Genomic DNA, 24,588 nt, shown 5'->3' with positions numbered 1-24,588 from the left:
AATAGATTCTCATGCTCCCCAAACAGCGGATGCTGCTTGGGTTTTTTTATTAAAATTAGTACCAAGTAATAATATCAGGTGTTATAATCTGATATAAAGGAGTGATTTTTTCATGTCAAAATCTAAAATTACAGCAATCGGTACATATGCTCCGGCACGCCGATTAACAAACGCGGATTTGGAGCGCATCGTCGATACATCTGATGAATGGATCGTCCAGCGCACCGGTATGAAGGAAAGACGCATTGCCGGCGAACATGAATTCACATCGGATTTGTGTGTGGAAGCGGTGAAAAACCTTGCAGAACGATACAGCGGAACTCTTGATGATGTCGATATGATCCTTGTCGCCACAACGACGGCGGACTATGCGTTTCCAAGCACCGCGGCACGCGTGCAGGCTTACTTCGGCTGGCCGCAAACGGGGGCGCTTGATATTAACGCCACATGCGCCGGACTCACTTACGGCCTTCAGCTCGCAGACGCATTAATTACCGCCGGTTCCCATCAAAAAGTGATTGTCATTGCCGGTGAAACATTATCAAAGGTAACGGATTATACTGACCGGACGACCTGTGTTCTTTTTGGAGACGCTGCTGGCGCCCTATTGGTGGAACGCGATGAATCAGCGCCGGGCTTTTTGGCAGCCGTGCAAGGAACAGCGGGAGGCAGCGCGGACGTGCTGTATCGCACGGGACTGAGCGCAGAATTAAACGGCGAGCCGCTTAAAGGCGGAGGAAACATGGTGCAAAACGGGCGCGAAGTATATAAATGGGCGGCCAGAACCGTGCCTGAGGAATGCAATGCCCTTTTAGAAAAAGCCGGCTTTTCAAAAGACGATCTGGATTGGTTCGTTCCTCACAGCGCCAACATGCGGATGATCGAATCCATCTGTGAAAAACTGCCCTTCCCGCTTGAACGGACATTGACAAGCGTTGAATATTACGGCAACACTTCATCGGTTTCTATTATTCTCGCTTTGGACGAAGCTGTGAAAGCGAAAAAACTGTCGGAAGGCCAGACGCTGGTATTATTCGGGTTCGGCGGAGGATTGACGTATACCGGACTGTTGGTGAGATGGGGATTTTAATAGTACGACGATCGAAATCTAAAAAAAAGAGGCCCTGACCATCTGCTCAGAGCCTCTTTTTCTTATGCTGTTATTTCTTCTTCCGTTTTGTGTTCTTTTTTGCTTTGCACCGTAAAATACACGATGGTCAGCGCGATCATGACAACGGCGATGCCCAACAGAATGGATGCCTGCTGCCACATATAGCCGTAATCGCCATTTGAAATGACGGCGCGGAACCCGTTGATGCTGTAAGTCATCGGCAGTGCCCCGTGAATCACTTGATAGAATCCCGGCAGGAGTTCAAGCGGGAAGGTTCCTCCGCTTGCCCCGAGCTGGAGCACCAAAATGATGACAGCGATAAAGCGTCCCGGATTCCCCATCGTTGTCGCCAATAATTGAATCATGGACAGGAACGCGATGCTGGTAATCATCGTAAAGAGATAGAACCTCCAAGTGCTCTCCACATCAAGCCCGATTCCTTTCAACAGAACCGTGGCGACAATAACGGATTGAATCAGTCCGACGAGCAGAATAACGCTGAATTTGCTGAGGAACCATTCAAAACCGTTTCTCGGACGCCCTGAAGCTTCACTCAGAGGGAACACGACCGTCAGCATCAAGCCGCCGACATACAAGCCCATAGAGAGAATATAAGGCGTCAGTCCGGTACCGTAGTTAGGCACGGAATGAATCGCGTTATCGTCCGTTTTTACCGGATCGGCAAACATGCTGTACGTTTTGTCATCTGTCTTAATGTCCCCGGTTTGATCGGCCGCATCTTTCAGCTGGCTGGACAATTGTCCGGTGCCGTCTAAAAGCTTGCTTAAACCGGTGCCGAGAGACGCTTGACCCTGCTCAATTTTGGACGAGCCGTCATGGATTTTGTTTTGCGCATCCAGGAGTTTCGTTAAGCCGCCTGATACTTGGCCGCTCCCTGACACTAACGCTTCTGATCCTGATTTGAGCTGTCCGAACTTGCTGTTGTATTCGCCGATGCCGGCCGTCAGTTTATTTTGGCTTTCAAAGACGGTCTGCGCTCCGCTGTACAATTTATCAGTTCCCGCTGTCAGCTGGTTAATCGCGTCTTGTACCGCCGCTGCGCCGTTATACAGTTTCGATGTGGACTGAGGCAGTGCTTTCAGCTGATCAGCCTTCGCTTTTACATCTTTGAGCGCGCTTTTTATGACTGACATATCCGGAAGCTGAATATCTCCGCCGGACGGAAGCTGGCTGACGATATTGTCTAAATCCGGAAGGTCGGCCTTCGGAAGCTTCTCATTCAGTAGCTGAACAAGTTTCGCTTTTTGCTCATCCGTTAAGAAATCACTGTCCTTAATCACCTTTTTGACCGCGTCATCCCGGGCATCCAGGTTGTTTTTCAGATCAGAAAGCTTCTTCTTAAACTGCTGCAGGTCCTTTTCAGTCTGCTCGAGCTGCCCAACCGCGTTTTCAATGTCTGACAGGTTGACTGAATTGATCGCATCTTCAAATGCCGCCGCTTTTTGCGACACTTCCTGCGCCTTGCTGTTTAACGCGCTTAATCCATTCGTTAAATCCGGAAGCTTTTGCTGGAGCTGCTTTTGTGCGTCAAGGCTCGTTTTCAGCCCGCTGGCCACTTGGCCTCCTCCTGAAGCAATCTGTCCTGATTTATCTTGAATTTCGGCGCTTGCGCTCTGAAGTTTTGCGATAGAGCTGTCAAGCGTTTGAATTCCGCTTGTCACTTTCGCCGCTCCGTCTGCAAGCTGCTGCGTTTTATCGCTGATGGTGGCGGTGCTTTCAGTAAGCTTCGCTAAATTTTCCTTCAGCTTGGCGCTGCCGTCTTTCGCGTTTTTCGTGCCGTCGTCTATTTTCTTGGCTCCGCTGCTGGCTTTGCCGAGCCCTTTGGCAATATCTTTAAAGTTATCAAAAATGACTTTTGCGTATTGCTCTGTCACTTCTTTCGACACGGAGGCTTTCAGTTTGTCGATCGCCTTTTCCCCGATTGTCGCGCCGACATAGTTTGATCCGGCATTCGTATGATATTTCAGATCCAGCTTCTTCGGATTTTTATCCATTACCGTGCTGGCGTTTTTCGAAAAATCTTCAGGAATCTCGACCAATAAATAATATTTAGCATTTAATAAGTCCTTTAACGATTGATCAAGATCGCTTGAAAAATGCCAATCAAAATTATCATTTTTCTTTAACTCTTTCACAAGATCGTCACCGATCTGAAGATGTTTCCCTTCGTAGTCCGCCCCTTTATCCTGGTTGACAACGACAACCGGCAGCTGATCCACCGTGCCGTACGGGTCCCAGTACGCCTTCAAAAACACTCCGCTGTAGATCAGCGGAACGAATAATATGGCAATGATGGGGATTAACAGTTTCTTGTTCGTTACAATGTCTTTCCACTGGCTTTTTATTGTATTCAACCCTGTTGCCTCCTTCCGCAAACTGACTCATTTGACAAAACGGTCACGGCACCTAAAAAGTGAAGGATCATCTATTATTTAGATAATCCTTGACCAACATACATTTCCAGCAATTCGGCGATCGTCTCTTTTTCAAGAGGCGGATGGTTTTTTTCCCAGTCAAATATCAGCGCGATGTAGAGCTTGAGCATCACAAAAGCGGTCAGTTCCGGATCACACGGTTTAATGCTTCCGTTTTCAATGGCTGTTTCTATCTTTTCTTTAATGTATGACAGAATGGCCCGCTCCATTTTCGCAATGACATCCTGAACGGCTATTGTACCAATCTCGGCGTTCTCCTGAAAAATTTTAATAGTCAGCTGGTGTGTTTTTCTGAATTCCAAAATCGCGACAAGCGCCCGGTGGACATTTTCGTGAAATGAAAGCTCCGGTTTCATCGCTTCGTCTGCGTGTTCCTTCATTTCTCTTAAAATAGTGGTGAAAATATCATCAAACAGTTCTTCTTTGTTTTTGAAAAACGTGTAGATGGTTCCCTTCCCCACATTTGCAAGCTTTGCCACCAGATCCATTGTCGTTGCTTTGTAGCCGAATTGTGTAAAAGACTTCGTTGCCGCTTCCAGAATGAGCTTTTTCCGATCGACGGACATGTTTCCCACCTCGTTAAATTGACCGTTTGAACGTTTTAGTCATTTTGTACATAAGATAACTTATCACAGTCGCAAAGAAGATTCAAATGTTTTTTCTCTTTACTGGTGTTCCCTTTACAGAACGGGAACATGCAAAAAAACCTCCGTTTTACGATAACGGAGGCTGGTACGTTTCAAATAAATAAGCCAGTGAATCATATACGGCGGCTTTTCCCTGGTCGATACAGTCGGGGATGCCCACCCCTTCGAATGACGCGCCCGTCGCGTATACGCCCGGATAGGAAGCTTTCAGCGCATCTCTGAACTCTTTGATGCGCTCCTTATGGCCAACATGGTATTGCGGCATGCTTTCGTTCCAGCGGGTCACACAGGTCATTTCCGGTTCGCCATTCATTTTCATTACTTTTTTCAAATCTTCCATTACGATTTTAATGATCTCGTTATCTGAAAGATCTACGATGGATTCATCTCCGGCCTTTCCGACGTACGCCCTGAGAAGCGTTTTGCCCTCCGGCGCCGCGTGCGGCCATTTTTTATTCGTCCATGTGCAGGCCGTGATGGAGAAGTCGCTGTTTCTTGAGATTACGAATCCCGTACCTTCATGCTCCATCTTGACGGCTCCCTCAGGAAAACCTAAGGCGACGTTGGCAACGGACGTAGAATGCATGTCTTTGAGACATGAAACCGCCGGCAGATCAGAAAGCATTTTCGCCGCGGCTTTATGCGGGGCTGTTACTATGCATCCTTCCGCATAGAGCACTTTGCCGTTATCAAGCGTCACGGAATATCCTTTCTCCTCGCGGCCGATATGGGTGACTTTCGTTCCTTTCATCACCTTTGTCAGCGTAAGCTGCTTTTCCAGCTCCTCCACCAACGTTTGAAGCCCTGTCGTCAGCGTTAAAAACTGGCCCTGCTTTTTGGCCGTCAGCTGCTGTCCCGAAGGCTGCGGACGTGATTTTTTCATACCGAGAATCAGGCTTCTGTGCTTTTGCTCAGTCTGATAGAATTGCGGAAACGTAGACATGAGGCTCAGCTTATCAATATCTCCGGCATAAATCCCTGATAATAGCGGTTCTATTAAATTCTCAACAACTTCGTCACCGACGCGTCTGCGGAAAAATTCACCCAGAGACTGATCTTCCTTCGGTTTGCTCGCAGGCAGGACAAAGTCAAGCGCCGCCCGCGCTTTTCCGGGAACAGAAAATAAACCGGTGGAGATGAACGGAGCGATTTTGGTCGGAATGCCCATCACCGCGCCCTTCGGCATCGGATGAAGCGTCTCGTTGACGAGCACGTAAGACTGGCCGGTCGCATTGTTGACGAGCAGATGCTCAAGCCCCAAATCCTTGACGAGCTGCGGCGCGCTTTTTTTCCTTTCCAAAAAAGAATCCGGGCCCCGCTCAATGATGTAGCCGTCTTTATGCGCCGTCTGAATTTTGCCGCCGGCTCTCGGGCCTGCTTCGATCAAGGTGACCTCAAGCGGCAGCTGTTTTTCTTTGATTTCTTTTTCCATGTAGAAGGCGGCGGCTAATCCCGTTATGCCGCCGCCGATGATGACCAGATGTTTTTTATCGCCACTCATTTTTATCGCCTTCTTTACCGTTTAATTCTACTTGTCCAGCTCTTTCAGCACGACCGCTGCAAGCGCGTCGATAAATTCAGGCTGTGCGTTCGGCATGGCCGGACGATAGTAGCTTGCGCCGACTTCTTCGGTCACAGCTTTGCATTCATAATCATTATCGTAAAGCACCTCTAAATGATCGGCAACGAAGCCTGCGGGCACGTATACAAATGCTTTATAAGGATGCTTTTGATACAGCTCGCGCGTGAGATCCTGCACATCCGGCCCGAGCCACGGATCAGGGGTGTTCCCTTCGCTTTGCCAGCCGACTGCGTAATCGGTAATTCCGGCACCTTCGGCAATCAGTTTTGCGGATTCCTCCAGCTGGTCAGGATACGGATCGCCGTATTCTTTAATTTTTTCAGGAAGGCTGTGCGCTGAGACGATCAGCATCGCGTCATCCCGTTCTTCTTTCGGCATTGATTCATACGTTTTCTTCACCTGGCCGACCCAATAATCAACGAATTTCGGTTCATCATACCAGCTTTCAACGGACTTGATGGTCAAGCCGCCGAGCTTCTCCGCTTCTTCTTTCGCGCGTTTGTTGTATGACTGGACGCTGAATGTTGAAAAATGAGGGGCGAGCACAAGGCTGACAGCTTCTGTAATGCCGTCTTTATGCATGTCCGCCACCGCGTCTTCAATAAACGGTTCAATATGTTTTAATCCGATGTACACTTTGAATGTTACATCATCCTGGATTTCATTTAAACGCTGTGCGAGCTTCTCCGCCTGCTCCTGCGTGATTTTCGCCAGCGGAGAAATGCCTCCGATCGCTTCATATCTGTCTTTTAAATCTTGAAGCATATGAGGCTCCGGCTTTCTTCCGCGTCTGATATGCGTATAATAACGTTCTATGTCCTCTTCTTTGTAAGGCGTTCCGTAAGCCATGACAAGAAGTCCCATTTTCTTTTTGCTGCTCATTTTGTTAAACACCTCTTTTGATGGTCTGTCTACCTTGATTTTGACAGGAAAATCTACTTATAACCAACGATCTGCTCAGGAAGATTGTTCCGTTTTTTTGGCAGCGGAATATTCATGTACAAACGCCGTCAGCTTTTTCAGCGTTTCCGGATTGACATCAGGGAATACGCCGTGCCCTAAATTGAAAATAAACCCGTCCGCTTTCATGCCTTGATCAAGTATCGCTTTCGCTTTTTTCTCGATGACTTCCCAAGGCGCAAGAAGAAGCGACGGATCAAGATTGCCCTGAACCGTTTTTGTAATGCCTTGTTTTCTGGCGTCATCTATGCCGAGTCTCCAATCAAGACCGACGACATCAAGAGGAAGGTCATGCCAATCCCCGGCCAGATGGCTTGCGCCTACGCCGAACATGATCAGCGGAACTTGCTCTGCAGAAAGCTCCCGGAAAATTCTGTCCATCACCGGTTTTATAAACTGCCGGTAATCTTCGCGGTTCAGCGCGCCGACCCATGAATCAAAAATCTGAATGGCTTTTGCGCCGGCGTTAATCTGCGCTTTTGCATAAACGATAATCATGTCCGCGAGCTTGTCCATCAGCATTTGCCACGCTTGCGGCATACTGTGCATAAACGCTTTTGTTTTGTTGTAATTTTTAGAAGGCCCGCCTTCAATCATATAACTGGCCAGCGTAAAAGGCGCTCCCGAAAAACCGATGAGCGGAACATTCAGCTGTTCGTTTACGAGTAATCGGATCGTTTCCAGCACGTAAGGAACATCCTGTTCGGGATTCAGTTCGCCGAGCTTTTCAATATCCGCAGCAGAGCGCACCGGCTGATCGATCACCGGGCCGATTCCGTTTTTTATTTCAACATCCACTCCGATATAAGGAAGCGGCGTCATAATGTCTTTATATAAAATGGCAGCGTCCACTCCGTACTGCTCGACCGGGAGCCTCGTCACATACGCGCACAGCTCGGGCTGATGCGTAATTTCGACTAAGCCGTACTTTTCCTTCAGCTTGCGGTATTCCGGCTGCGACCTCCCCGCCTGTCTCATGTACCAGACAGGGACGTGATTTGTCTTTTCTCCCCGTGCCGCTTTTAAAAACGTATCATTAAACGCTTCTCGTTTACTCATCTGAATTTCCACCTTTCCTCCTGCAACCATACGTTCGTGTTCTTCGCCCATTACACTATACCTTGTTTTTTCAAAAGCGTATAGAATTGAGGCTTAATGTTCAAAAAATCGCCGAATTCATGATTAAGAAGAAAAAAGCTTCGGCTGAACGTATTCCGTTCCCTCTCCTTCTTGATCCGTCTGTGAATTATATGGAACGACTTTGTATGAAGCCCCTGAAAACAGATTGGCGTACGGTATGTCAAAGCTGCCTTTTCCTTTCACCGAATCCAGAAGCTTGTCTTTTCCGTCTTTCTTCTCATATATTCGGTAAACAACCCGATCATCCTTTTGAATATCCCATTTTAATTGAACCGTAATCAGTCCCATCGCCTTAAATGTATAACGGGCCGACAGGGACTTTACCGCCTCCAGCTCAATCGGGCTGCCCAGTTCCTTCACATTTTCAGGCTTTTTGAATGTCCGGCCGTTTTCCCCCGCTTTTGTAACGATATCTTTAAAGAGTCTGACCGGGTATTGGCTTCCGCCTTTCAGGTAATGGGTTTTATCCGTTTTGTCATAGCCCATCCAGACGGCTCCCGTCAGTCCGGGAGTGTATCCCGCAAACCAGGCGTCCTTTGTCGCGCCGGGGACGCCGGTAAATGTGGTCGTGCCGGTTTTCCCCGCCAGGTCACCTTGATAGCTGCCTTGTGAAGCGGTTCCTTCTTTTACGACCTGCTGAAGCATTCTCGTCATATTCCATGCCGTCTGTCCGCTGAAGACGCGCGTTTTGCCGTTTTTAGGCCCGGACAACGTTTCTCCGTCTTCGTCCGTGATTTTCTCTATAAAAAATGGCTTCGTATACATTCCGCTTGCCGCAAAGGTATGATAAGCTCCGGCAAGCTGAAGCGGGGTGACGCCTTCAGACAGACCGCCCAGCGCAATCGCGAGTCCGTTGTCAGAAATGTTCATACCGTTTTTCTCAAGATACGATTTTCCCGTATCTACGCCGATCTGCTTCAATGTCCAGACAGCGGGCGCATTTATGCTGTAAGTGATCGCATCCTGCATCGTCACTTCCCCCTTGTACTGTCCGTCATAATTTTTCGGTTCATACCCGTCGTAGGACGTGAGTTTGTCTTGGAGAAGCGAATACGGTTTGAACTTGTCTTCCTGCATGGCGGGACCGTATACGGCAATCGGCTTAAACGTTGAGCCCGGCTGCCGCTTCGCCGTAACCCTGTTGTATCCTTTTGTCACGTAGTCGCGTCCGCCGACCGCCGCGCGCACGCCTCCGGTTTTATTATCAATAAAGACGGCGCTTCCCTCTGCCGCTTGATCCGTCCCCGGAAAATAGCCGCTTTCCTTCATGAGGGTGTATGCCGTTTTCTGCAGCTTGGAATCAAGTGACGTCCGGATCGTATAGCCGCCTTGAAGCAGCTGTTCACCCGACATCGAATAACGGGATTCCGCCTCCTTGATGACAAGATCGATATAACTGTCAAACCAAGGCGTTTCTGATGTTTTCTTGACATGAAGCCCCAATGTCCGGCCCTGGGCTCTGACGGCTTCCTTGGCGCTGATATAGCCTTGGTCGTTCATCATTGCAAGAATCGTATCGCGGCGTTCTTTATTTTTATCCGGATGCTGAATCGGCGAATAAAGAGATGGCGCCTTCGGAATCGCTGCCAGAACGGCTCCTTCCGCAACGGTTAAATCTTTTACTTCTTTATTAAAGTAGTAGTGGGACGCGGCTTGAATGCCGTAAACGCCATGGCCGAAATAAAGCTGGTTCAGGTACATTTCAAGCAGCTTGTCCTTGCTGTAATCACGCTCAAGATTGATGGCGATAATGACTTCCTTCGTCTTGCGCAAAAATGTTTTATCATGAGTCAGAAAAATGTTTTTCGCCAGCTGCTGGGTGATCGTGCTTCCGCCTTCCACCTTGCCGCCTGCTAAAACATCCCGGAACACCGCCCGGCCGACAGACTTCACATCAATGCCGTGATGTTCGTAAAACCGTTTATCTTCAACGGCGATAAAGGCATCTCTCACATCTTCCGGAACCTGCTGAATGGATACCGGCTCGCGATTTTCCGTATAGAGGCTCGCGATTTCATCACCGTTTTGATCGACGATTTTTGAAGATGCGTGCAGTATTAATTTCTTTTCATCGATGACATAATGGCCGAGAAATATAATGATAATGTATCCGATTAACGCGAGAAAAGCGGTTGCCGCCGCAATTACAGCCGGAATAAAGAATCTTTTTTTCTTTTTCAGCATAAGTCACCTCGCCTTTCTTAACTTGTAGTATGGGAAATATTGTTTCGAATTATGTCAGAATGAGTCGCCAATAGAAACTTATACCACTCTTTTGATATACTAGCAAGCAGGAGGTGGCTGATATGAAGGTTTATATTACATACGGGACAGCCGATTTTTTAAAGACGATTGCAAAGAAACACCCGAGTGAGAATATGGTGCTGATGCAAGGTGAGGATAATGCGGTTTTAATTCATGAAACAAATGGAGAAACCGTTTTTCAGGCGCCCCATTCCTATGAAAGCATCGACAGCGTCGGGGAAATCAAAAATCCGGGCTACGCCGTCCTCAACAACATCGCCGTTACCCAGGAAGGCCGTCCGCTGTTTGAAAACCGGTTTAAAAACCGCGCCGGCAAAGTGGAAAATGAACCCGGTTTTCAAGCCATCCGCGTATTAAGACCGCTCGAAGGCGATACGTATGTCATTTTGACCCTGTGGAAAGAGGAAAAAGCCTTTCAGGATTGGCAGCAGTCAAACTCTTATCAGGAAGCTCATAAAAAACGCGGAACATCTGCCGGCATCGACACGACGTCTATTTTCTCCCGGCCGTCTTATGTAACCGCTTATTACGCAATAGACTAAAAAACCGCCGGAGATTCTCCGGCTTTTTTAATGTCCCGATTTTACGCTTCGTTCTTTGCACCTTCCGCCCGCCTATGAATAACCTGTAGCAATCCTATTTATAAACGGAGTGGTTCAATTGGGGATCGGCGTCTACTCGGTACATCTGCTTTATGTTGCTTTTATCGCGGCCATTATCGTTTTTATGCTTCTCAGAAAAGATACAACCTTTATTTCACTCGCCGGCATTTTTGTGATTGCGCTATGGACGACGCATTCATTCTCCGCTTCGGTCAGCAGCCTGTTTCACAGCTTCACGTATGCCGCCGGAGAATTGCTGCCGACGATTTTTATCATTTGTTTTATCGTGGCGATGAGCGGCCTCTTGACCGAAACCGGTATTAATGAAGCGATGATTTCTCCGTTTGCAAAGCTGATGAAAGGGCCGGCTGTCGCGTATTGGGTTATCGGCTGTCTGATGTTTGCCATCTCTCTTTTTTTCTGGCCGTCACCCGGGGTGGCGCTGATCGGCGCTGTGCTGCTTCCCGCAGCGATCCGGGCGGGCCTTTCTCCGATCGCCGCGGCTATGGCGATGAACCTGTTCGGCCACGGATTCGCTTTATCGGGGGATTACGTCATTCAGGCGGCCCCGAAATTAACGGCCGATGCCGCGGGCATTCCCGTGGGCGATGTCATGCAGGCAAGTATTCCGCTCGTTTTGATCATGGGGTTAACGACGACAATCACCGCTTTCTTCCTCATCATGCGGGATCGAAAAAAAACGAAGGCCCCCCTCTCCTTGGACAGCTCCGGTTCTTTGGACACAAGTATGTATCTGCCGAAAAAACTCAGGGTGATCCTGGCGGTTTTCATTCCGCTTGTTTTTCTCGCCGATATTATCTGCATGATTGTATACCGTCTGCAAGGAAACGAGGCGACGGCACTCGTCGGAGGAACCGCGATCGGCATTCTCCTGATCGTTCATTTCATTGTATATAAAGAGCGGCATTTAGAAAAGATCACCGAGTATTTTATCGGCGGTTTTCAATTCGGCTTTAAAGTATTCGGCCCCGTCATTCCGATCGCGGCCTTCTTTTATCTCGGTGACGCGGGGTTTAAAAGTATTTTGAACACCCCGCTGCCGAAAGGATCTGCGGGGATCGTCAATGACCTCGGATTGGCCCTGTCCCATTCTTTTCCGATGTCCGGAGAATTCGCCGGCATCGCCCTGGCAGCAGTCGGTGCGATTACCGGGCTCGACGGGTCAGGGTTTTCCGGTATATCTCTTGCAGGCTCGATGGCAAAGCTGTTTTCCGCCGCGCTTCATACGGACCCGGCCGTTTTAACGGCGCTGGGCCAGATTTCAGCGATCTGGGTCGGGGGCGGAACATTGGTCCCTTGGGCACTGATCCCCGCTGCGGCTATTTGTAAAGTTGATCCGTTTGAGCTTGCCAGGAAAAACTTTATCCCGGTTGCGGCCGGGCTAGTCGTCACAACGATCGCCGCCATCATCATTCTCCCGTAGCAAAAGGATTGAAATCTTCTGACATTTTCTATACAATCATGGGAAAAGCAGACGAGGGGGCATCGCTTTTGACGTTAACGACACTTCAAAAAAGCTTAAACGCTCAGCTTGACGGGCTGTATGAGGAAATGGTTGAAATCAGGCGTCACCTTCACATGAATCCCGAGCCATCGTTTAAGGAGAAAAAAACACCGGCGTTCATCGCCTCATTTTATGAAAAGCTCGGCGTCCCCATCCGGACGAATGTCGGGGGCAACGGTGTCACAGCCTATATTGAAGGCGGTGAACCGGGACCGGCCGTGGCACTCAGAGCTGATTTTGACGCTTTGCCGATACAGGATGAAAAAGATGTGCCCTATGCTTCACAAATTCCCGGCGTCATGCACGCCTGCGGGCACGACGGCCATACGGCGGCTCTGCTTGCGGTCGGAAAAGTGCTGTACCGCAACCGGGAAAAACTGAAAGGGTCATTTGTGATGATCCACCAGCACGCCGAAGAATTATCTCCCGGCGGAGCAAAATCAATGATTGAGGATGGCTGCCTCGAGCATGTCGATGCCATTTTCGGCACACACCTTTGGGCGACTGAACCCGTCGGGACGGTCTTATGCCGCCCGGGCGCAGTGATGGCCGCCGCTGACGGCTTTACGATTAAAGTCATCGGCAAAGGCGGCCACGGCGCGATTCCTCACGATACGAAGGACGCCGTTTTAATCGGCTCACAAATCGTCACGGCTCTTCAGCATATCGTCAGCCGGCGGGTAAATCCGGTGCAGCCGGCCGTCATCTCAGCCGGCTCATTCATCGCTGAAAATCCGTTTAATGCGATTGCCGATCAGGCAGTCATATCAGGCACCGTCCGCTCGTTTGACGAAAGTGTGCGCAGCCTGCTCGAAGCAGAAATAGAAGCCGTCGTAAAAGGAATCTGTTCCATGCACTCCGCTTCCTATGAATATCGTTTCAAGCGCGGTTATCCCGCCGTCGTTAATCATCCTGAGGAAGCGGCGCACGCTGCGGCAGCCGCAGCGGAAACAGACGGCGTCACGAAGGTCGTTGAAGGAGAGCCGCAGATGGCCGGAGAGGATTTTTCCTATTATCTGCAGCATACAAAAGGCGCATTTTTCTTTACGGGCGCCGCTTTAGAAAACGCGGAAACCATTTATCCTCATCATCATCCGAAATTTGATTTTAATGAAAAAGCGATGCTGACGGCCGCCAAGGTGCTTATCGGTGCCGCGGTGAGCTACCCCCGCTGACATAAAAAACAGCCGGTACATTACGTACCGGCTGCTGTGATTCTTAAATGAAAAACGTGCCTTGCCGTCTCACCGAGCTGTGACAGCAGTTTATAATTGGCCGCTCCGCCCACGGCGGCTCCGACGACCGGCAAAAGCTGAAACAATTTCACCACGTCCAGATAATCGCGGTATTCCTGCTGAAAAACTCTCCAATCGACATCATGCTTTTTCGAATCCCATTGTTCAATCATTGAGTATATGCGTTTCCGCTGTTCACCGCTTGAGAAAGCCAGCTGAAAAATAAACAGCAAAAACAATCGCTCATCCCTGTCTTTCACATCATAGCCGTAAATGGAGGCAAGATCGAACAGACATTTCATTTTAATGGATAGCAGCAAAGGAAAATCAGCCATCCCTAAAAAAATTCCGCCGGCCCCCGTACCGATACCTTCAGCTGCCGCGACCTTTTGGTACGATACGATGGTTTGTCTGGCAAGGGCATCTTTTTCAGCAAGCGTCATACCGTGTGTATCCCGCTTGCTTTTCACCAGATTTGAACCAGCCATTGTTGCTTCGGTCATTTTTTTAATGCTTTCTGTGATGACGGCATGAATTTTATCGGGAATCCGCTCATTGATTTTCGCCTGCATTCCTTTAGAAAAACGTTCAAGCATAGAATCTTTGCGCAAAAAACGCGCTTTCCATTGCAGTGCTTCCTGTATCAGCTGCTGATCGTCGGTCATCTGTGTCTCCTTCTTTCATTGAGGTTTCAAAAACCCGATTGATTACAGCTTGCCGTACTTTTTCAATCTTCCGCCCATATACGAAGGCATGATTACAAAAATCAGAACGGCTGAAGCAACAGCCGCATACAGCGCCCCGCTGACTCCCGCGGCATAAGCTGACGCTGCACAGAACAGCAGCGCCTGCACGGTTAATGCCGATTTCATCAGCGAAAAGAAACTTTGCAGCTTCGCTTTCTGATTGACCGGGTAAAGCTCCTGCAGAGAAAGATGATGAAAATGCCCGAACAGCGGCAGAAGCTGTATCCCCGTTATAAAGACGGTAAATACGGTTAACGCCGCCGTTATCCACGGATTGGCGGAAACGAGCATAATAATCAGGATAAAAATAATCGTGAGCCTGACCTGAATGCCGAGATAATCATTTGAACGCAGAAAGGCCCGCGCATACATATAGGAGAACGTTTTCCGCTGTTCAAACGGAATCATTCTGAGCAAAAAGTCGAGATACGCCCGGCGTTTTGCCTGTTTCTTCAGGTGAGGCACATCGGTAAACAGATTGGCGATTCTGTAAAACCGCTGCTTCCTTCTTAATTCATATTCAATATGGGCTTCCCATTTTAATGATTTATGTTTTGCGGCCGATATGAAATACACATAAAGGCCGGCCATCACAACATAGACGGCGGCAGCGTACACATAAAACGACTGTAAGACGAAGTATAAAAGCAGCATATTGCAGATAAAGCGTATAACCGCATCCATCATTTTCATGCTTCTGTCATTCATAAACGTCATCCGCCACTCCATGGCCTGATTCCACGCTTTTACCGCCAGCATCTGAATAAATACGGCGGCATACGACGCAAGCGACGCCCCCGGACTTACAGCGAAAAACAGAGGCATGCATACAAGCGACAGGGCAATAAGCGGAAACAGCTGTGACAGATAGCTGTACTTAAATGAATGCTTAAAGTATGTCCCCATTTTCGGTTCAAGCGGCAGCAGAAACACGAGGTCCGCTTCCTTTAACAGCGTCCGGACGTATGAACCGGTCAGCACAAATGAAAAGAGCACCGCCATCACCCAAAATGACGGAAAATGAACGGGAATGTCTTTGACCCACTTGCTGTACCAGCTTGCCGCTCCGGCAATAAAAAAGATCAGCACAATGACGAGATGATCATTGAGCATATATTTCATATACATTCTGGTTTCCTTTATATGCTCTTCAAGCCGGGACTGCCAAATCGTAGACATATTATTCATGGCCGGCGTCTTCCTTCGTCAGTTCGATATACAAGTCATCAAGAGCTGCGTCTTTCATGCCGAACTGCTCTCTCAGTTCTTCCAGTGTGCCGCTTGCCCGCACTTCGCCGTTATGTAAAATAATGAAAGCGTCACAGTAGCGCTCTGCCGTAGCCAGGATATGCGTTGACATCAGCACGCTTGATCCGGCTTTTTTCGCGGCGTCCATCCGCTCCAGCAATGCATTGATCGCAAGCGGGTCAAGGCCGAGAAACGGCTCGTCAATGATATAAAGCGAAGGCTCCGCGAGAAACGCGCACATGATCATGACCTTCTGCTTCATCCCTTTGGAAAAGTGAGCGGGAAACCATTTCAGCCTTTTTTCCATTCTGAATTCTTTCAGAAGCGGAGGAAGCCTTTTTTCAAGAGTTTCTTTGGAAAGGCCGTACGCCATGGCCGTCAGCTCCAAATGCTCTTTGAGCGTCAGTTCTTCATACAGCACCGGCGTTTCTGGGATGTACGTAAATTGCGAGCGGTAGCTTTCCTTATCCTCCGAAAACGTCTTGCCGTTCAGCTCGATCGAGCCTTTATGCGGGTCCATTAATCCGATAATATGCCGGATCGTCGTGCTTTTGCCCGCGCCGTTTAATCCGATGAGTCCGACAATCTGGTTCGGCTCAAGGGTGAATGAAACATTTTTTAAGACCGGGTTTCTCGTATAACCGCCGGTTAAGTCTTTTACCGATAGCAGAGACATAATTTCTCCCCTTCTGATTCGTTTTTCTTCATAGTACCAAAAATAAAGTCTGATTTGAAACGATTCCCTTTTTTCTCACGTGAAAATCGTGCATAGTTATCGTTTTGGCGGACATCATAATGTATGTAGAAGGAAACAGCTTTAATCAACTGAAAATGAGGTGTTTATAAAAGACGTCTTAGAACAGTTGGATGAAAATCAACATGTCCTGTGCTTACAATTTCTTCACACACTGCTTTGATGATGTTCTTCATTCATGATGAAATAATCAAATGAGGTGTTTGTCCCAGGAATGATTAAGCAGACTCATAAGTCTTCATTTTAAAAACAAATGAGGTGCTTACAAAAGGCATATTCAATTTTCTGTGATAAAGCTTCGTACTTCTGCATCAGGGTGAACGCGCAGCCGTTCATCCTGTTTTTTGTTTTGGCCGTTTTTGTGGTACGATGAGAATATACATATATTTCTTTTCAGGGAGGAAACCCATCTATGCACAAAGCGGACGATTGTATTTTCTGCAAAATCATTGCCGGTGACATTCCGTCTTCAAAAGTATACGAAAATGAACACGTCGCGGCGTTTCTTGATATCAGCCAGGTCACAAAGGGCCACACGCTCGTGATTCCGAAAACACATATCGAAAACGTGTACGAGTTTACGCCTGAGCTTTCTAAAGAATATTTTGAAGCGGTGCCGAAAATCGCACGCGCCATCCGCGATGAATTCGAGCCGATCGGGCTGAATATTCTCAATAACAACGGTGAAAAAGCGGGCCAATCGGTGTTCCATTTTCACATGCATATCATTCCGCGTTACGGAAAAGGCGACGGTTTCGGGGCTGTCTGGAAGCCCCACGCCGAAGACTATACGCCTGACGATCTTCAGGAGATCGCTTCAACCGTCAGAAAACGGCTTGCCTCATCTTAAAGATGAGGTTTTTTTGCGTCCGGAAACACAAAATACATAAAATTATATTTTTTCATATCAAAAAAATCAAAAAATTGTGATAGGATAATTGTATTATTTCTTACACTAAAGCGGAAAACAGGGAGAGATCGTAAACATGGAACGTACAACGAATTTCAATGCAGGACCCGCAGCCCTTCCACTGGATGTGCTGCAAAAAGCACAAAAAGAATTTGTCAACTTCAATGATACCGGCATGTCCGTCATGGAGCTGTCCCACCGGAGCACGGAATATGATGCGGTGCACCAAAAAGCCAAAAGCCTTCTGAAAGAACTGATGGATATTCCCGACGATTATGATATTTTATTTCTTCAAGGCGGCGCAAGCCTTCAATTCTCCATGCTTCCGATGAACTTTTTAACGCCGGAAAAAACGGCGCACTTCATCGTAACGGGCGCATGGTCTGAAAAAGCACTCGCCGAGGCGAAACTGTTCGGAAACACATCCGTCACGGCAACAAGCGCAGATTCAAACCACAACCGCATACCGGAAGCGGACCTCTCAGGAATCAAAGACGGCGCCTATCTGCATATTACGTCAAACAACACGATTTTCGGAACGCAGTGGAAAGAGTTCCCGAATTCACCGATCCCGCTCGTAGCCGACATGTCAAGCGACATCCTGAGCAGAAAAATTGATGTCAAAACGTTTGATGTCATCTATGGCGGAGCCCAGAAAAACCTCGGGCCGTCCGGCGTCACGGTCGTCATCATGAAAAAATCATGGCTTGAAAACGAAAACGCCAACGTCCCTAAAATGTTGAAATACTCCACTCACACAAAAGCCGATTCACTGTATAATACGCCGCCTACATTTGCGATTTATATGCTGAGCCTCGTCCTTGAATGGCTGGCTGAAAACGGCGGTGTCGAAGCGGCTGAACGGCGCAATCAGGAAAAGGCCGATGTCCTGTACGGCACAATCGACGCAAGCGGCGGGTTTTACGCGGGGCATGCCGCAAAAGACAGCCGTTCTCACATGAACGTCACGTTCACCCTCCGCGACAGCAGTCTCACGAAAAAATTCGTTGAAGAAGCGAAAGCGGCTAAAATGATCGGACTCGGAGGCCACCGCTCAGTCGGAGGCTGCAGGGCGTCTATCTACAACGCCGTCAGCCTGGCTGATTGTGAAAAACTGGCTCAGTTTATGAGAAAGTTCCAGCAGGAAAACGAATAAATTTCTTCTAACATAACGGTTCCTTTGATATACTGTTTGCATATCAATTTTTCCGGCCATCGCAATAAATGACGAGCATATTATTGGATGGCGAAAAAGCTTAGCAGAGGAGAGCTTAGTATGAAAACAAAAGAATTAGTCATTATGGCCCTGTTTGCGGCAATCGGAGCGGTGCTTCATTCCATTATGCCGCCGGTATTATTCGGAATGAAACCCGATATGATGCTTGTGATGATGTTTATGGGTATTCTGTTATTCCCCCGTGTGCAGAACGTACTGATGATCGGGATTGTAACGGGAATCATTTCCGCACTCACGACATCTTTTCCGGGCGGACAGCTTCCGAATATCATTGAAAAACCGGTAACGGCGTTTCTGTTTCTCGCGCTGGCGCTTTTGGTGAAAAAGAGCGTGAAAACAGCGGCCGCCGCCGTCATTACGATAGCCGGCACCTTCATCTCCGGTTTGCTCTTTTTGGCGCTGGCCCTTCTGATTGTCGGCCTGCCGGGCGGATTCACCGCCTTGGTGCTCGCGGTCGTCCTTCCGGCGGCTGCGCTGAACGCGATCGCCATGATCATTATGCATCCGATTGTGCAAACGATCTTAAAACGGTCCAATATGATTGAAACGGTGAAATAACCGCATACCGAAACCTCTTCCGGCCGGAAGAGGTTTTTTAATGTGTTTCAGCATGTTTTATACGAGAAGTTTTGTGAAAAAGATAAGGAACAATGTGAGGGCGGTTCCTGCTGAGCAGACGATGGCCTTTTGGCGGACGACCCGCTTCGGCGGATATGAAGCGGCCTGGCCGAGCAGTTTCAGGTAATAAACGGCGCCCGCCGCAAAGACAAGAGCCATACAAGATAAAACAATCATAAAGACAGACAACCTTCTCCCTCCTTTTCCCTTAAAAAATATGCTAAAATAAAGCAAGCTATGTATAGAAGTTTATTCTTCTGAACAAAAATGATAAAAGTTATGAGAAAAAAAACGGGGTGATTTCAAATGGCTGACGGACGTTCCCTTTTAACAGGCCTTTTCGTAGGCGGATTGATCGGAGGCGCAGCGGTGTTACTCTCGGCTCCTTCATCCGGAAAAGAGCTGCGGGGCAAAATCAAAGAGAATTGCAATTCAATTGAGGACACAATCAAACGGTTAAAAAAAGACGGAATGGCGCTTAAGGACCAGCTTGTCCAAACGGCGAAAGAAAGCGCAGAAGTCATTAAAGACGTAGGCGGAGAGCTTCAGACCAGCATTAAAAGGTGGCAGGAGGAAATCAAGCCGCACCAGCAGGATCTCCAAAAGGAAATCGCTGATATCGAAGAGAAAATCAGACAGCTGGAGAAAACCTTACAAAACTAATATCCTATACAACCAAAAAAAGTGCGGACCTATTGCGTTCCGCACTTTTTTTTGCGGTTTAAAGCCTTTCCCAGCAAAGGATTAAGAATTTATTATAAAATTCTTAAATTTTCATCTTTATTAATCTTTATTTTATTGGCATAATAGAGGAAAAGAAAATGTGAAGCAGGTGATCTGTATTGAATCGTGTTGAACCGCCTTACGATCTAAAAGAAGCTTTAATCTATACCCAAAAAATGGCGCAGCTGTCCAAAGCGCTCTGGAAATCTATCGAGAAAGACTGGCAGAATTGGCTGAAGCCGTACGACCTTAATATTAATGAGCATCATATATTATGGATTGCCTATCAGCTTAAAGGAGCTTCTATTTCAGAAATCGCCAAATTCGGCGTTATGCACGTATCAACTGCATTTAACTTTTCAAAAAAGCTTGAAGAACGGGGATATCTGAAATTTTCCAAGCGGCTGAATGATAAACGGAACACGTACATTCAGTTAACTGAAGAAGGGGAAAATGTATTCGAAAGCCTGCTTGAGGAGTTTGATCCGTCGAGGAACGCGGTGTTTAAAGGCTCACAGCCGATCTACCACTTATTCGGGAAGTTTCCTGAGGTTGAAGAATTAACCTGTGTCATCCGCCACATTTACGGCGAAGATTTTATGGAGATATTCGAGAAATCATTGACAAACATAAACAATGATTTTGAAAGTGAAGACGGAAGGCTGAAGAAAAAAACGGACGAATCGGCTGTCCATGAAACGGCTGAAGAGCTGGAACCGATCAACAGTTAATCAAAGTGCTTCATAATCTCAATAAACTCTTCCATCAGCGCTGTATAAAGCCCCTGCTCATACAGAGCAAAAATCGTTTCATGAACATCTAATTTTTCGTTCAGCTGTCCCGCAAAAAGCGCAAGGAGCTTGTCAAACGTCACAAAGCCTTGCGCTTTTTGCGACTCCAGCTCGTCCTCCAATTCGCGGCAGATCCGCCCGACCTCTTCTCCTTCTTCTTCGGTCAGCCCTTTTTCAATCATCATCGCATAAAAAGGGTACTTATCCATATCCACCGTTTTCACCAGCAATTGTATGTAATATTCTAAACGCCCGATACGCTGATCCATTGAATCCATCCGTTTCACTTCTTTCTATCTTTAATCTTATTTTAGCTGATAATGAATGGAGAAGAAAGGTTAAACCGTACATTTCCATGTTTCACCGAGCTCTTCTGTTCTTCTCTTTCCAGGTTTATTTTTTTCTTTAAAAAAGGATTGATTTTTTCTCCTGAAGAGAGTAAATTATTTTGAGATTGTATTCCATCTTTGTACGGAAGGATGACTCTGATGAATTGCTGGAAAACCATTAATCTGATCAAAGATTATGGTGCGGTTCGTTTATTATTGACTGCTGTAGGTTTTATGATCCTGTTTTTTATATGCAACTTCTTGGCATTCGGGCTGCTGCGTCCGAATATCAGTTTAAGTGACGGGCACGTGTTTGCTTTTTGTGTTCTGCTCGTTGTTACTTTATTTGTACATAAAGTCATACATGTCCTGCCGATGATCTGTAAAAAAAGAAAAAAGGAAATGAAAATGTACTTCTTGCGGATGCCGACATGGAAAGGCATACCGAAAACGACGATGCTGATTTCTACGATCAGCCCGTTTTTATTCATTACGCCGTTATTGTTTTATGCCGGACTGGCATTTCCGAGACACGCTCATTACTTTTATATGATTTCGAGCATTCATGCGGGGTATTGCCTGCCTGATCTTCTGTTTGCGCTCCATCTGGTCAAAGCGCCCAAATCATGTCTGATTGACCAGGAATCCGACGGTTTTGATATTTTAGTAAAAAAAGTGCCGGAGTCTTGATGTCCCGCTGATTTTTCAGGTTACATTCTATCTTTTTTAATAAATATTTGGTAATGTAATATGGGAGCAGTTCAGAGAGAGGGGGAATCTCCCATCATTTTATTCTATTTTATCGTGGCTGCCCTGTTTATTCTTTATTTCATAAACAGGCTCACAAATACATTATGCCTTGTCAGAGAGATTCCTGAAGACCGGCAGGATAAGGTATTCCGTTTTATTAATGTATCTATTTTAATTTTACTGATCTCTTCATTCGTCGAGATCTCCTTTACTGTGTAAACAGGCAAAAAAATATGGCTGACGGAGGTCTGACCCCCGACAGCCATATTTTTTTCTTAATAAAGCCAAGAAGCGCCGATGATGATCAATAAGATGAACAGAACAACCAATAATGCAAAACCGCCTGCAAATACTTCACCCATCTCCAAAAGCACCTCCTACAAAACGTTTTATTTTTCCAATTACATCATATGCAATGTACTTCTGAAACGATTAGGCGCCCGGGTAAGAAAACGGACCGCTTTTAGAAAAAGCGATCCGTTTCGCTTAACAAATGTAAGCTGCACCTACGATGATAAGCAATATGAACAGTACTACGAGCAGCGCGAAACCGTTTGAATATCCTCCGCCCATGGTTCATTACCTCCTTTTCATGATCAATATATTTGTATGTATCAGGAAAAAGTTTGACTAGACGAATGCCCTTTATTTAAAATCTTTTTACAGAAAGCCACAATATGTTATGATACGCATATGCAATTTAATTTGGATGATTAGGAGTGTTTAAAGGAATGAAGAAAATCGCGATAGCAGCTATTACGGCAACGAGCGTCCTGGCTCTCAGCGCTTGCAGCAGCGGCGACAACGACGTAATCGCCAAGACAGATGCCGGAAATGTAACAAAAGGCGAGCTCTACACGAACATGAAAAAAACCGCGGGTGCAAGTGTGCTGACACAGCTCGTACAAGAAAAAGTATTAGCAAAAAAATACAAAGTAACGGATAAAGAAATCGATAACAAGCTGAAAGAGTACAAAACGCAGCTCGGCGATCAGTACAGCGCCCTTAAACAGCAGTACGGCGAAGATTACCTGAAAGATCAGGTGAAGTACGAACTGCTTGCACAAAAAGCGGCGAAAGACAACATCAAAGTGACTGACGCTGATACGAAAGAATATTACGACGGCTTAAAAGGTAAAATCCGCGCGAGCCACATCCTTGTCGCTGACAAAAAGACAGCTGACGAAGTGGAGAAAAAGCTGAAAAAAGGCGAGAAGTTTGAAACGCTTGCGAAAGAATACTCAACTGACACATCAAAAGACAGCGGCGGCGACCTTGGCTGGTTCGATAAAAAGTCAATGGATGCAACATTCAGCAAAGCTGCATTCGGCCTGAAAGTCGGACAAGTCAGCGATCCGGTCAAAACAAAATTCGGTTATCATATCATCAAAAAGACGGAAGAACGCGGCAAATATGATGACATGAAAAAAGAACTGAAAGAAGAAGTTCTTAAACAGAAATTAAACGACAACTCAGCTGTACAGGCAGCGATTCAAAAAGTCATGAAAAAAGCTGACGTAAAAGTTGAAGACAAAGACTTAAAAGACACGTTTAACACTTCAACATCTTCTGAATCTAAATAAAAAAACTGTGCGGGCTCTCGGCGAGCCGCACAGTTTTTTTATGCGATGGAATGATTGGAGTTTTCTTCCGCATCCCCGTTTTCACTTGCGGGCGCAGCCATACGGCGCTCGCGTTCCTGTTCCATCCGTTCAATATACACCCTTCCTTCTTTTTCAATAAACGACTGGTCAAGCTTTTCCTCTTCTTTAGCTGTTGTGAAAAGCTTATATGCGCTGAAAATAATTCCGATAATGCAAAGGTATACCCACCAAGGAAAAAATAGCACGTCGGTTTCCTCCTTTTTTCACCCAGAGTCTTTATTCTAAGCTATGCTTGATAAAGACAAGTTATGAGAGCTGAACGTAAAAAAGACCGATCATAGAGAATCGGCCTTTTTTATCTTATTGATGGAAAGTCGGTTTGTAGAAAGAACGGTTTTCAAGCGCAAATACACGCTCTGTGTATTCGCCCGGCTTCACCCGTTCCAGCGCTCTGTCCATCATGATCATTTTTGCATCCAGATTATCAATGTAGTGCAGAATTTCCGCTTCTTTCACCATCGGCGGTTTCGGGCTTCCCCATTCCGCTTTTCCGTGATGGCTTAAAATCAAATGTTTCAGAATCAGCACTTCTTCAGCGTCAATCTGAAGCTCTTCGGCTGCTTTTGAAAGCTCTGTCACCATGATCGAAATGTGCCCGAGCAGATTCCCTTCCACGGTGTACGTTGTGGAGACGGGGCCTGAAAGCTCTTTTACTTTGCCGAGATCATGCAGAATGACTCCGGCATACAGTAAATCCCGGTCAAGAGACGGATACAGATCGGCAATCGCTTTTGCCAGGTTCAGCATGGACACTACATGATACGCGAGCCCGGAGACGAACTCATGGTGGTTTTTAGCCGCAGCCGGGTAATCCATAAACTCAGCCGCATATTTTTTGACCAGATGTCTTGTGATCCGCTGGATGTTTGGATTTTTCATTTCAAAAATGTATTGAGTGACGGTTTCCATCATTTCATTTTTCGGAATTGGCGCCGTTTCCAGAAAATCATCAATGCTGACATTTTCGTTCTCGCCGGCCGGCCGGATGTTTCTCAGCTTAAGCTGGTTTCGTCCGCGATAGTGATGGACATCTCCGATCACCTTCACGATCGTCTGCGCCGCGTACGTTACTTCATCAGTCGGCTTGGCATCCCACAGCTTCGCTTCGATATCTCCCGATTGGTCCTGCAGCATTAACGTCAGGAATGGTTTTCCGTTGCTTGCGATTCCTTTAGTCGAAGATTTAATCAGAAAGTATTGATCGACCTGCTCGCCGACCTCGTGCAGCATAATACCTTTTGCCATTCTATTAAAAGCTCCCTCCATATCTTACATAATACCAGTATAGCACATAC

27 protein-coding genes are annotated in these 24,588 nt (G+C 47.0%); 12 read left to right on the top strand and 15 right to left on the bottom strand.

Annotation, left to right across the window (positions count from 1 at the left end; all coding sequences use genetic code 11):
* Positions 1-112: 112 nt before the first annotated feature.
* Positions 113-1,090, top strand: a complete 978-nt coding sequence (fabHB, locus tag GNE05_RS05545) for a beta-ketoacyl-ACP synthase III FabHB (protein WP_014417343.1) — start codon at positions 113-115, stop codon at positions 1,088-1,090.
* Positions 1,091-1,152: 62 nt separating this feature from the next.
* Here the strand turns inward: fabHB and GNE05_RS05540 are convergent, their stop codons facing one another.
* The 6 genes from GNE05_RS05540 to GNE05_RS05515 form a co-directional block, all read right to left on the bottom strand.
* Positions 1,153-3,486, bottom strand: coding sequence for a YhgE/Pip domain-containing protein (locus GNE05_RS05540; RefSeq protein ID WP_021494936.1), 2,334 nt, complete (start codon positions 3,484-3,486; stop codon positions 1,153-1,155).
* A 74-nt stretch (positions 3,487-3,560) separates the two neighbouring features.
* Complete coding sequence (locus GNE05_RS05535; RefSeq protein WP_003155219.1) at positions 3,561-4,133, bottom strand: TetR/AcrR family transcriptional regulator; 573 nt, start codon at positions 4,131-4,133, stop codon at positions 3,561-3,563.
* Between the two features lie 148 nt (positions 4,134-4,281).
* Entirely contained in the window at positions 4,282-5,715 is a 1,434-nt protein-coding gene (gene hemY / locus GNE05_RS05530; protein WP_014417341.1) for a protoporphyrinogen oxidase, read from the bottom strand.
* A gap of 27 nt (positions 5,716-5,742) precedes the next feature.
* On the bottom strand, positions 5,743-6,678 hold the full coding sequence (hemH, locus tag GNE05_RS05525) for a ferrochelatase (RefSeq protein WP_003155221.1): 936 nt from the start codon (positions 6,676-6,678) through the stop codon (positions 5,743-5,745).
* A gap of 75 nt (positions 6,679-6,753) precedes the next feature.
* A complete protein-coding gene (hemE, locus tag GNE05_RS05520) occupies positions 6,754-7,815 on the bottom strand; it encodes a uroporphyrinogen decarboxylase (RefSeq protein ID WP_014417339.1) in 1,062 nt (353 codons plus the stop codon).
* A gap of 123 nt (positions 7,816-7,938) precedes the next feature.
* Positions 7,939-10,080 carry a transglycosylase domain-containing protein gene (locus GNE05_RS05515; RefSeq protein ID WP_065180667.1) on the bottom strand — a complete coding sequence of 714 codons (2,142 nt, stop codon included), beginning with the start codon at positions 10,078-10,080 and terminating at the stop codon, positions 7,939-7,941.
* 122 nt (positions 10,081-10,202) lie between these two features.
* Between GNE05_RS05515 and hmoB the strand changes: the two genes are divergently transcribed.
* The 3 genes from hmoB (at position 10,203) to GNE05_RS05500 (ending at position 13,463) form a co-directional block, all read left to right on the top strand.
* Positions 10,203-10,703 carry a heme-degrading oxygenase HmoB gene (gene hmoB, locus GNE05_RS05510; RefSeq protein ID WP_014417337.1) on the top strand — a complete coding sequence of 167 codons (501 nt, stop codon included), beginning with the start codon at positions 10,203-10,205 and terminating at the stop codon, positions 10,701-10,703.
* A gap of 118 nt (positions 10,704-10,821) precedes the next feature.
* Positions 10,822-12,207, top strand: a complete 1,386-nt coding sequence (locus tag GNE05_RS05505) for a membrane protein (protein ID WP_017417381.1) — start codon at positions 10,822-10,824, stop codon at positions 12,205-12,207.
* A 68-nt stretch (positions 12,208-12,275) separates the two neighbouring features.
* Positions 12,276-13,463 carry a M20 family metallopeptidase gene (locus GNE05_RS05500; RefSeq protein ID WP_094295661.1) on the top strand — a complete coding sequence of 396 codons (1,188 nt, stop codon included), beginning with the start codon at positions 12,276-12,278 and terminating at the stop codon, positions 13,461-13,463.
* 20 nt (positions 13,464-13,483) lie between these two features.
* On the opposite strand, the gene GNE05_RS05495 is transcribed toward GNE05_RS05500, so the two are convergent.
* The 3 genes from GNE05_RS05495 to ecsA are packed head-to-tail and all read right to left on the bottom strand — an operon-like array spanning position 13,484 to position 16,193.
* The gene (locus tag GNE05_RS05495; RefSeq protein ID WP_045207066.1) at positions 13,484-14,188 is read right to left on the bottom strand and encodes an EcsC family protein; all 705 of its coding nucleotides are present in this window, start codon (positions 14,186-14,188) and stop codon (positions 13,484-13,486) included.
* 42 nt (positions 14,189-14,230) lie between these two features.
* The gene (locus GNE05_RS05490) at positions 14,231-15,457 is read right to left on the bottom strand and encodes an ABC transporter permease (protein ID WP_095060913.1); all 1,227 of its coding nucleotides are present in this window, start codon (positions 15,455-15,457) and stop codon (positions 14,231-14,233) included.
* Positions 15,450-16,193 carry an ABC transporter ATP-binding protein EcsA gene (gene ecsA / locus GNE05_RS05485; protein WP_003155231.1) on the bottom strand — a complete coding sequence of 248 codons (744 nt, stop codon included), beginning with the start codon at positions 16,191-16,193 and terminating at the stop codon, positions 15,450-15,452. The genes GNE05_RS05490 and ecsA overlap by 8 nt, the downstream gene beginning before the upstream one ends.
* A 490-nt stretch (positions 16,194-16,683) precedes the next feature.
* Between ecsA and GNE05_RS05480 the strand changes: the two genes are divergently transcribed.
* The 3 genes from GNE05_RS05480 to GNE05_RS05470 all read left to right on the top strand — a co-directional run bounded on the left by GNE05_RS05480 (position 16,684) and on the right by GNE05_RS05470 (position 18,976).
* On the top strand, positions 16,684-17,121 hold the full coding sequence (locus GNE05_RS05480; RefSeq protein WP_021494930.1) for an HIT family protein: 438 nt from the start codon (positions 16,684-16,686) through the stop codon (positions 17,119-17,121).
* Positions 17,122-17,257: 136 nt separating this feature from the next.
* Positions 17,258-18,337: a 3-phosphoserine/phosphohydroxythreonine transaminase gene (gene serC, locus GNE05_RS05475; RefSeq protein ID WP_160182537.1), complete on the top strand. Its 1,080-nt coding sequence runs from the start codon at positions 17,258-17,260 to the stop codon at positions 18,335-18,337.
* A 120-nt stretch (positions 18,338-18,457) separates the two neighbouring features.
* Entirely contained in the window at positions 18,458-18,976 is a 519-nt protein-coding gene (locus GNE05_RS05470; RefSeq protein WP_014417331.1) for a tryptophan transporter, read from the top strand.
* A gap of 57 nt (positions 18,977-19,033) precedes the next feature.
* Here the strand turns inward: GNE05_RS05470 and GNE05_RS05465 are convergent, their stop codons facing one another.
* Positions 19,034-19,225 carry a membrane protein YhzF gene (locus GNE05_RS05465; protein ID WP_003155235.1) on the bottom strand — a complete coding sequence of 64 codons (192 nt, stop codon included), beginning with the start codon at positions 19,223-19,225 and terminating at the stop codon, positions 19,034-19,036.
* Positions 19,226-19,342: 117 nt separating this feature from the next.
* On the opposite strand from GNE05_RS05465, the gene GNE05_RS05460 reads away from it, so the two are divergent.
* Complete coding sequence (locus GNE05_RS05460; protein ID WP_014417330.1) at positions 19,343-19,699, top strand: YtxH domain-containing protein; 357 nt, start codon at positions 19,343-19,345, stop codon at positions 19,697-19,699.
* A gap of 179 nt (positions 19,700-19,878) precedes the next feature.
* Positions 19,879-20,490: an HTH-type transcriptional regulator Hpr gene (locus tag GNE05_RS05455; protein WP_014417329.1), complete on the top strand. Its 612-nt coding sequence runs from the start codon at positions 19,879-19,881 to the stop codon at positions 20,488-20,490.
* On the opposite strand, the gene GNE05_RS05450 is transcribed toward GNE05_RS05455, so the two are convergent.
* Positions 20,487-20,828, bottom strand: coding sequence for a YhaI family protein (locus GNE05_RS05450; RefSeq protein ID WP_003155243.1), 342 nt, complete (start codon positions 20,826-20,828; stop codon positions 20,487-20,489). The genes GNE05_RS05455 and GNE05_RS05450 overlap by 4 nt on opposite strands.
* Positions 20,829-21,038: 210 nt before the next feature.
* Between GNE05_RS05450 and GNE05_RS05445 the strand changes: the two genes are divergently transcribed.
* Positions 21,039-21,569: a DUF3267 domain-containing protein gene (locus GNE05_RS05445; RefSeq protein WP_007409225.1), complete on the top strand. Its 531-nt coding sequence runs from the start codon at positions 21,039-21,041 to the stop codon at positions 21,567-21,569.
* A gap of 60 nt (positions 21,570-21,629) precedes the next feature.
* Positions 21,630-21,848, top strand: coding sequence for a hypothetical protein (locus GNE05_RS05440; protein WP_003155245.1), 219 nt, complete (start codon positions 21,630-21,632; stop codon positions 21,846-21,848).
* Positions 21,849-21,904: 56 nt separating this feature from the next.
* Here the strand turns inward: GNE05_RS05440 and yhzE2 are convergent, their stop codons facing one another.
* Both yhzE2 and yhzE1 read right to left on the bottom strand, forming a co-directional pair.
* Positions 21,905-21,991, bottom strand: coding sequence for a sporulation protein YhzE2 (gene yhzE2 / locus GNE05_RS05435; protein ID WP_003155248.1), 87 nt, complete (start codon positions 21,989-21,991; stop codon positions 21,905-21,907).
* Between the two features lie 124 nt (positions 21,992-22,115).
* Positions 22,116-22,202 carry a sporulation protein YhzE1 gene (gene yhzE1 / locus GNE05_RS05430; RefSeq protein WP_017417375.1) on the bottom strand — a complete coding sequence of 29 codons (87 nt, stop codon included), beginning with the start codon at positions 22,200-22,202 and terminating at the stop codon, positions 22,116-22,118.
* Positions 22,203-22,360: 158 nt separating this feature from the next.
* On the opposite strand from yhzE1, the gene GNE05_RS05425 reads away from it, so the two are divergent.
* A complete protein-coding gene (locus tag GNE05_RS05425; RefSeq protein WP_014417328.1) occupies positions 22,361-23,212 on the top strand; it encodes a peptidylprolyl isomerase in 852 nt (283 codons plus the stop codon).
* Between the two features lie 38 nt (positions 23,213-23,250).
* Here the strand turns inward: GNE05_RS05425 and GNE05_RS05420 are convergent, their stop codons facing one another.
* Together GNE05_RS05420 and yhaM are read right to left on the bottom strand one after the other, a co-directional pair.
* Positions 23,251-23,478 (bottom strand): sporulation YhaL family protein, encoded by a 228-nt coding sequence (locus GNE05_RS05420; RefSeq protein WP_012117207.1) that lies wholly within the window; start codon positions 23,476-23,478, stop codon positions 23,251-23,253.
* Between the two features lie 115 nt (positions 23,479-23,593).
* The gene (gene yhaM / locus GNE05_RS05415; RefSeq protein WP_003155251.1) at positions 23,594-24,538 is read right to left on the bottom strand and encodes a 3'-5' exoribonuclease YhaM; all 945 of its coding nucleotides are present in this window, start codon (positions 24,536-24,538) and stop codon (positions 23,594-23,596) included.
* Positions 24,539-24,588: the final 50 nt, after the last annotated feature.

This window comes from Bacillus sp. AM1(2019) (assembly GCF_009906915.1).
GTDB lineage: Bacteria > Bacillota > Bacilli > Bacillales > Bacillaceae > Bacillus > Bacillus velezensis.
This window is presented reverse-complemented; position numbering and strand designations above follow the sequence as displayed.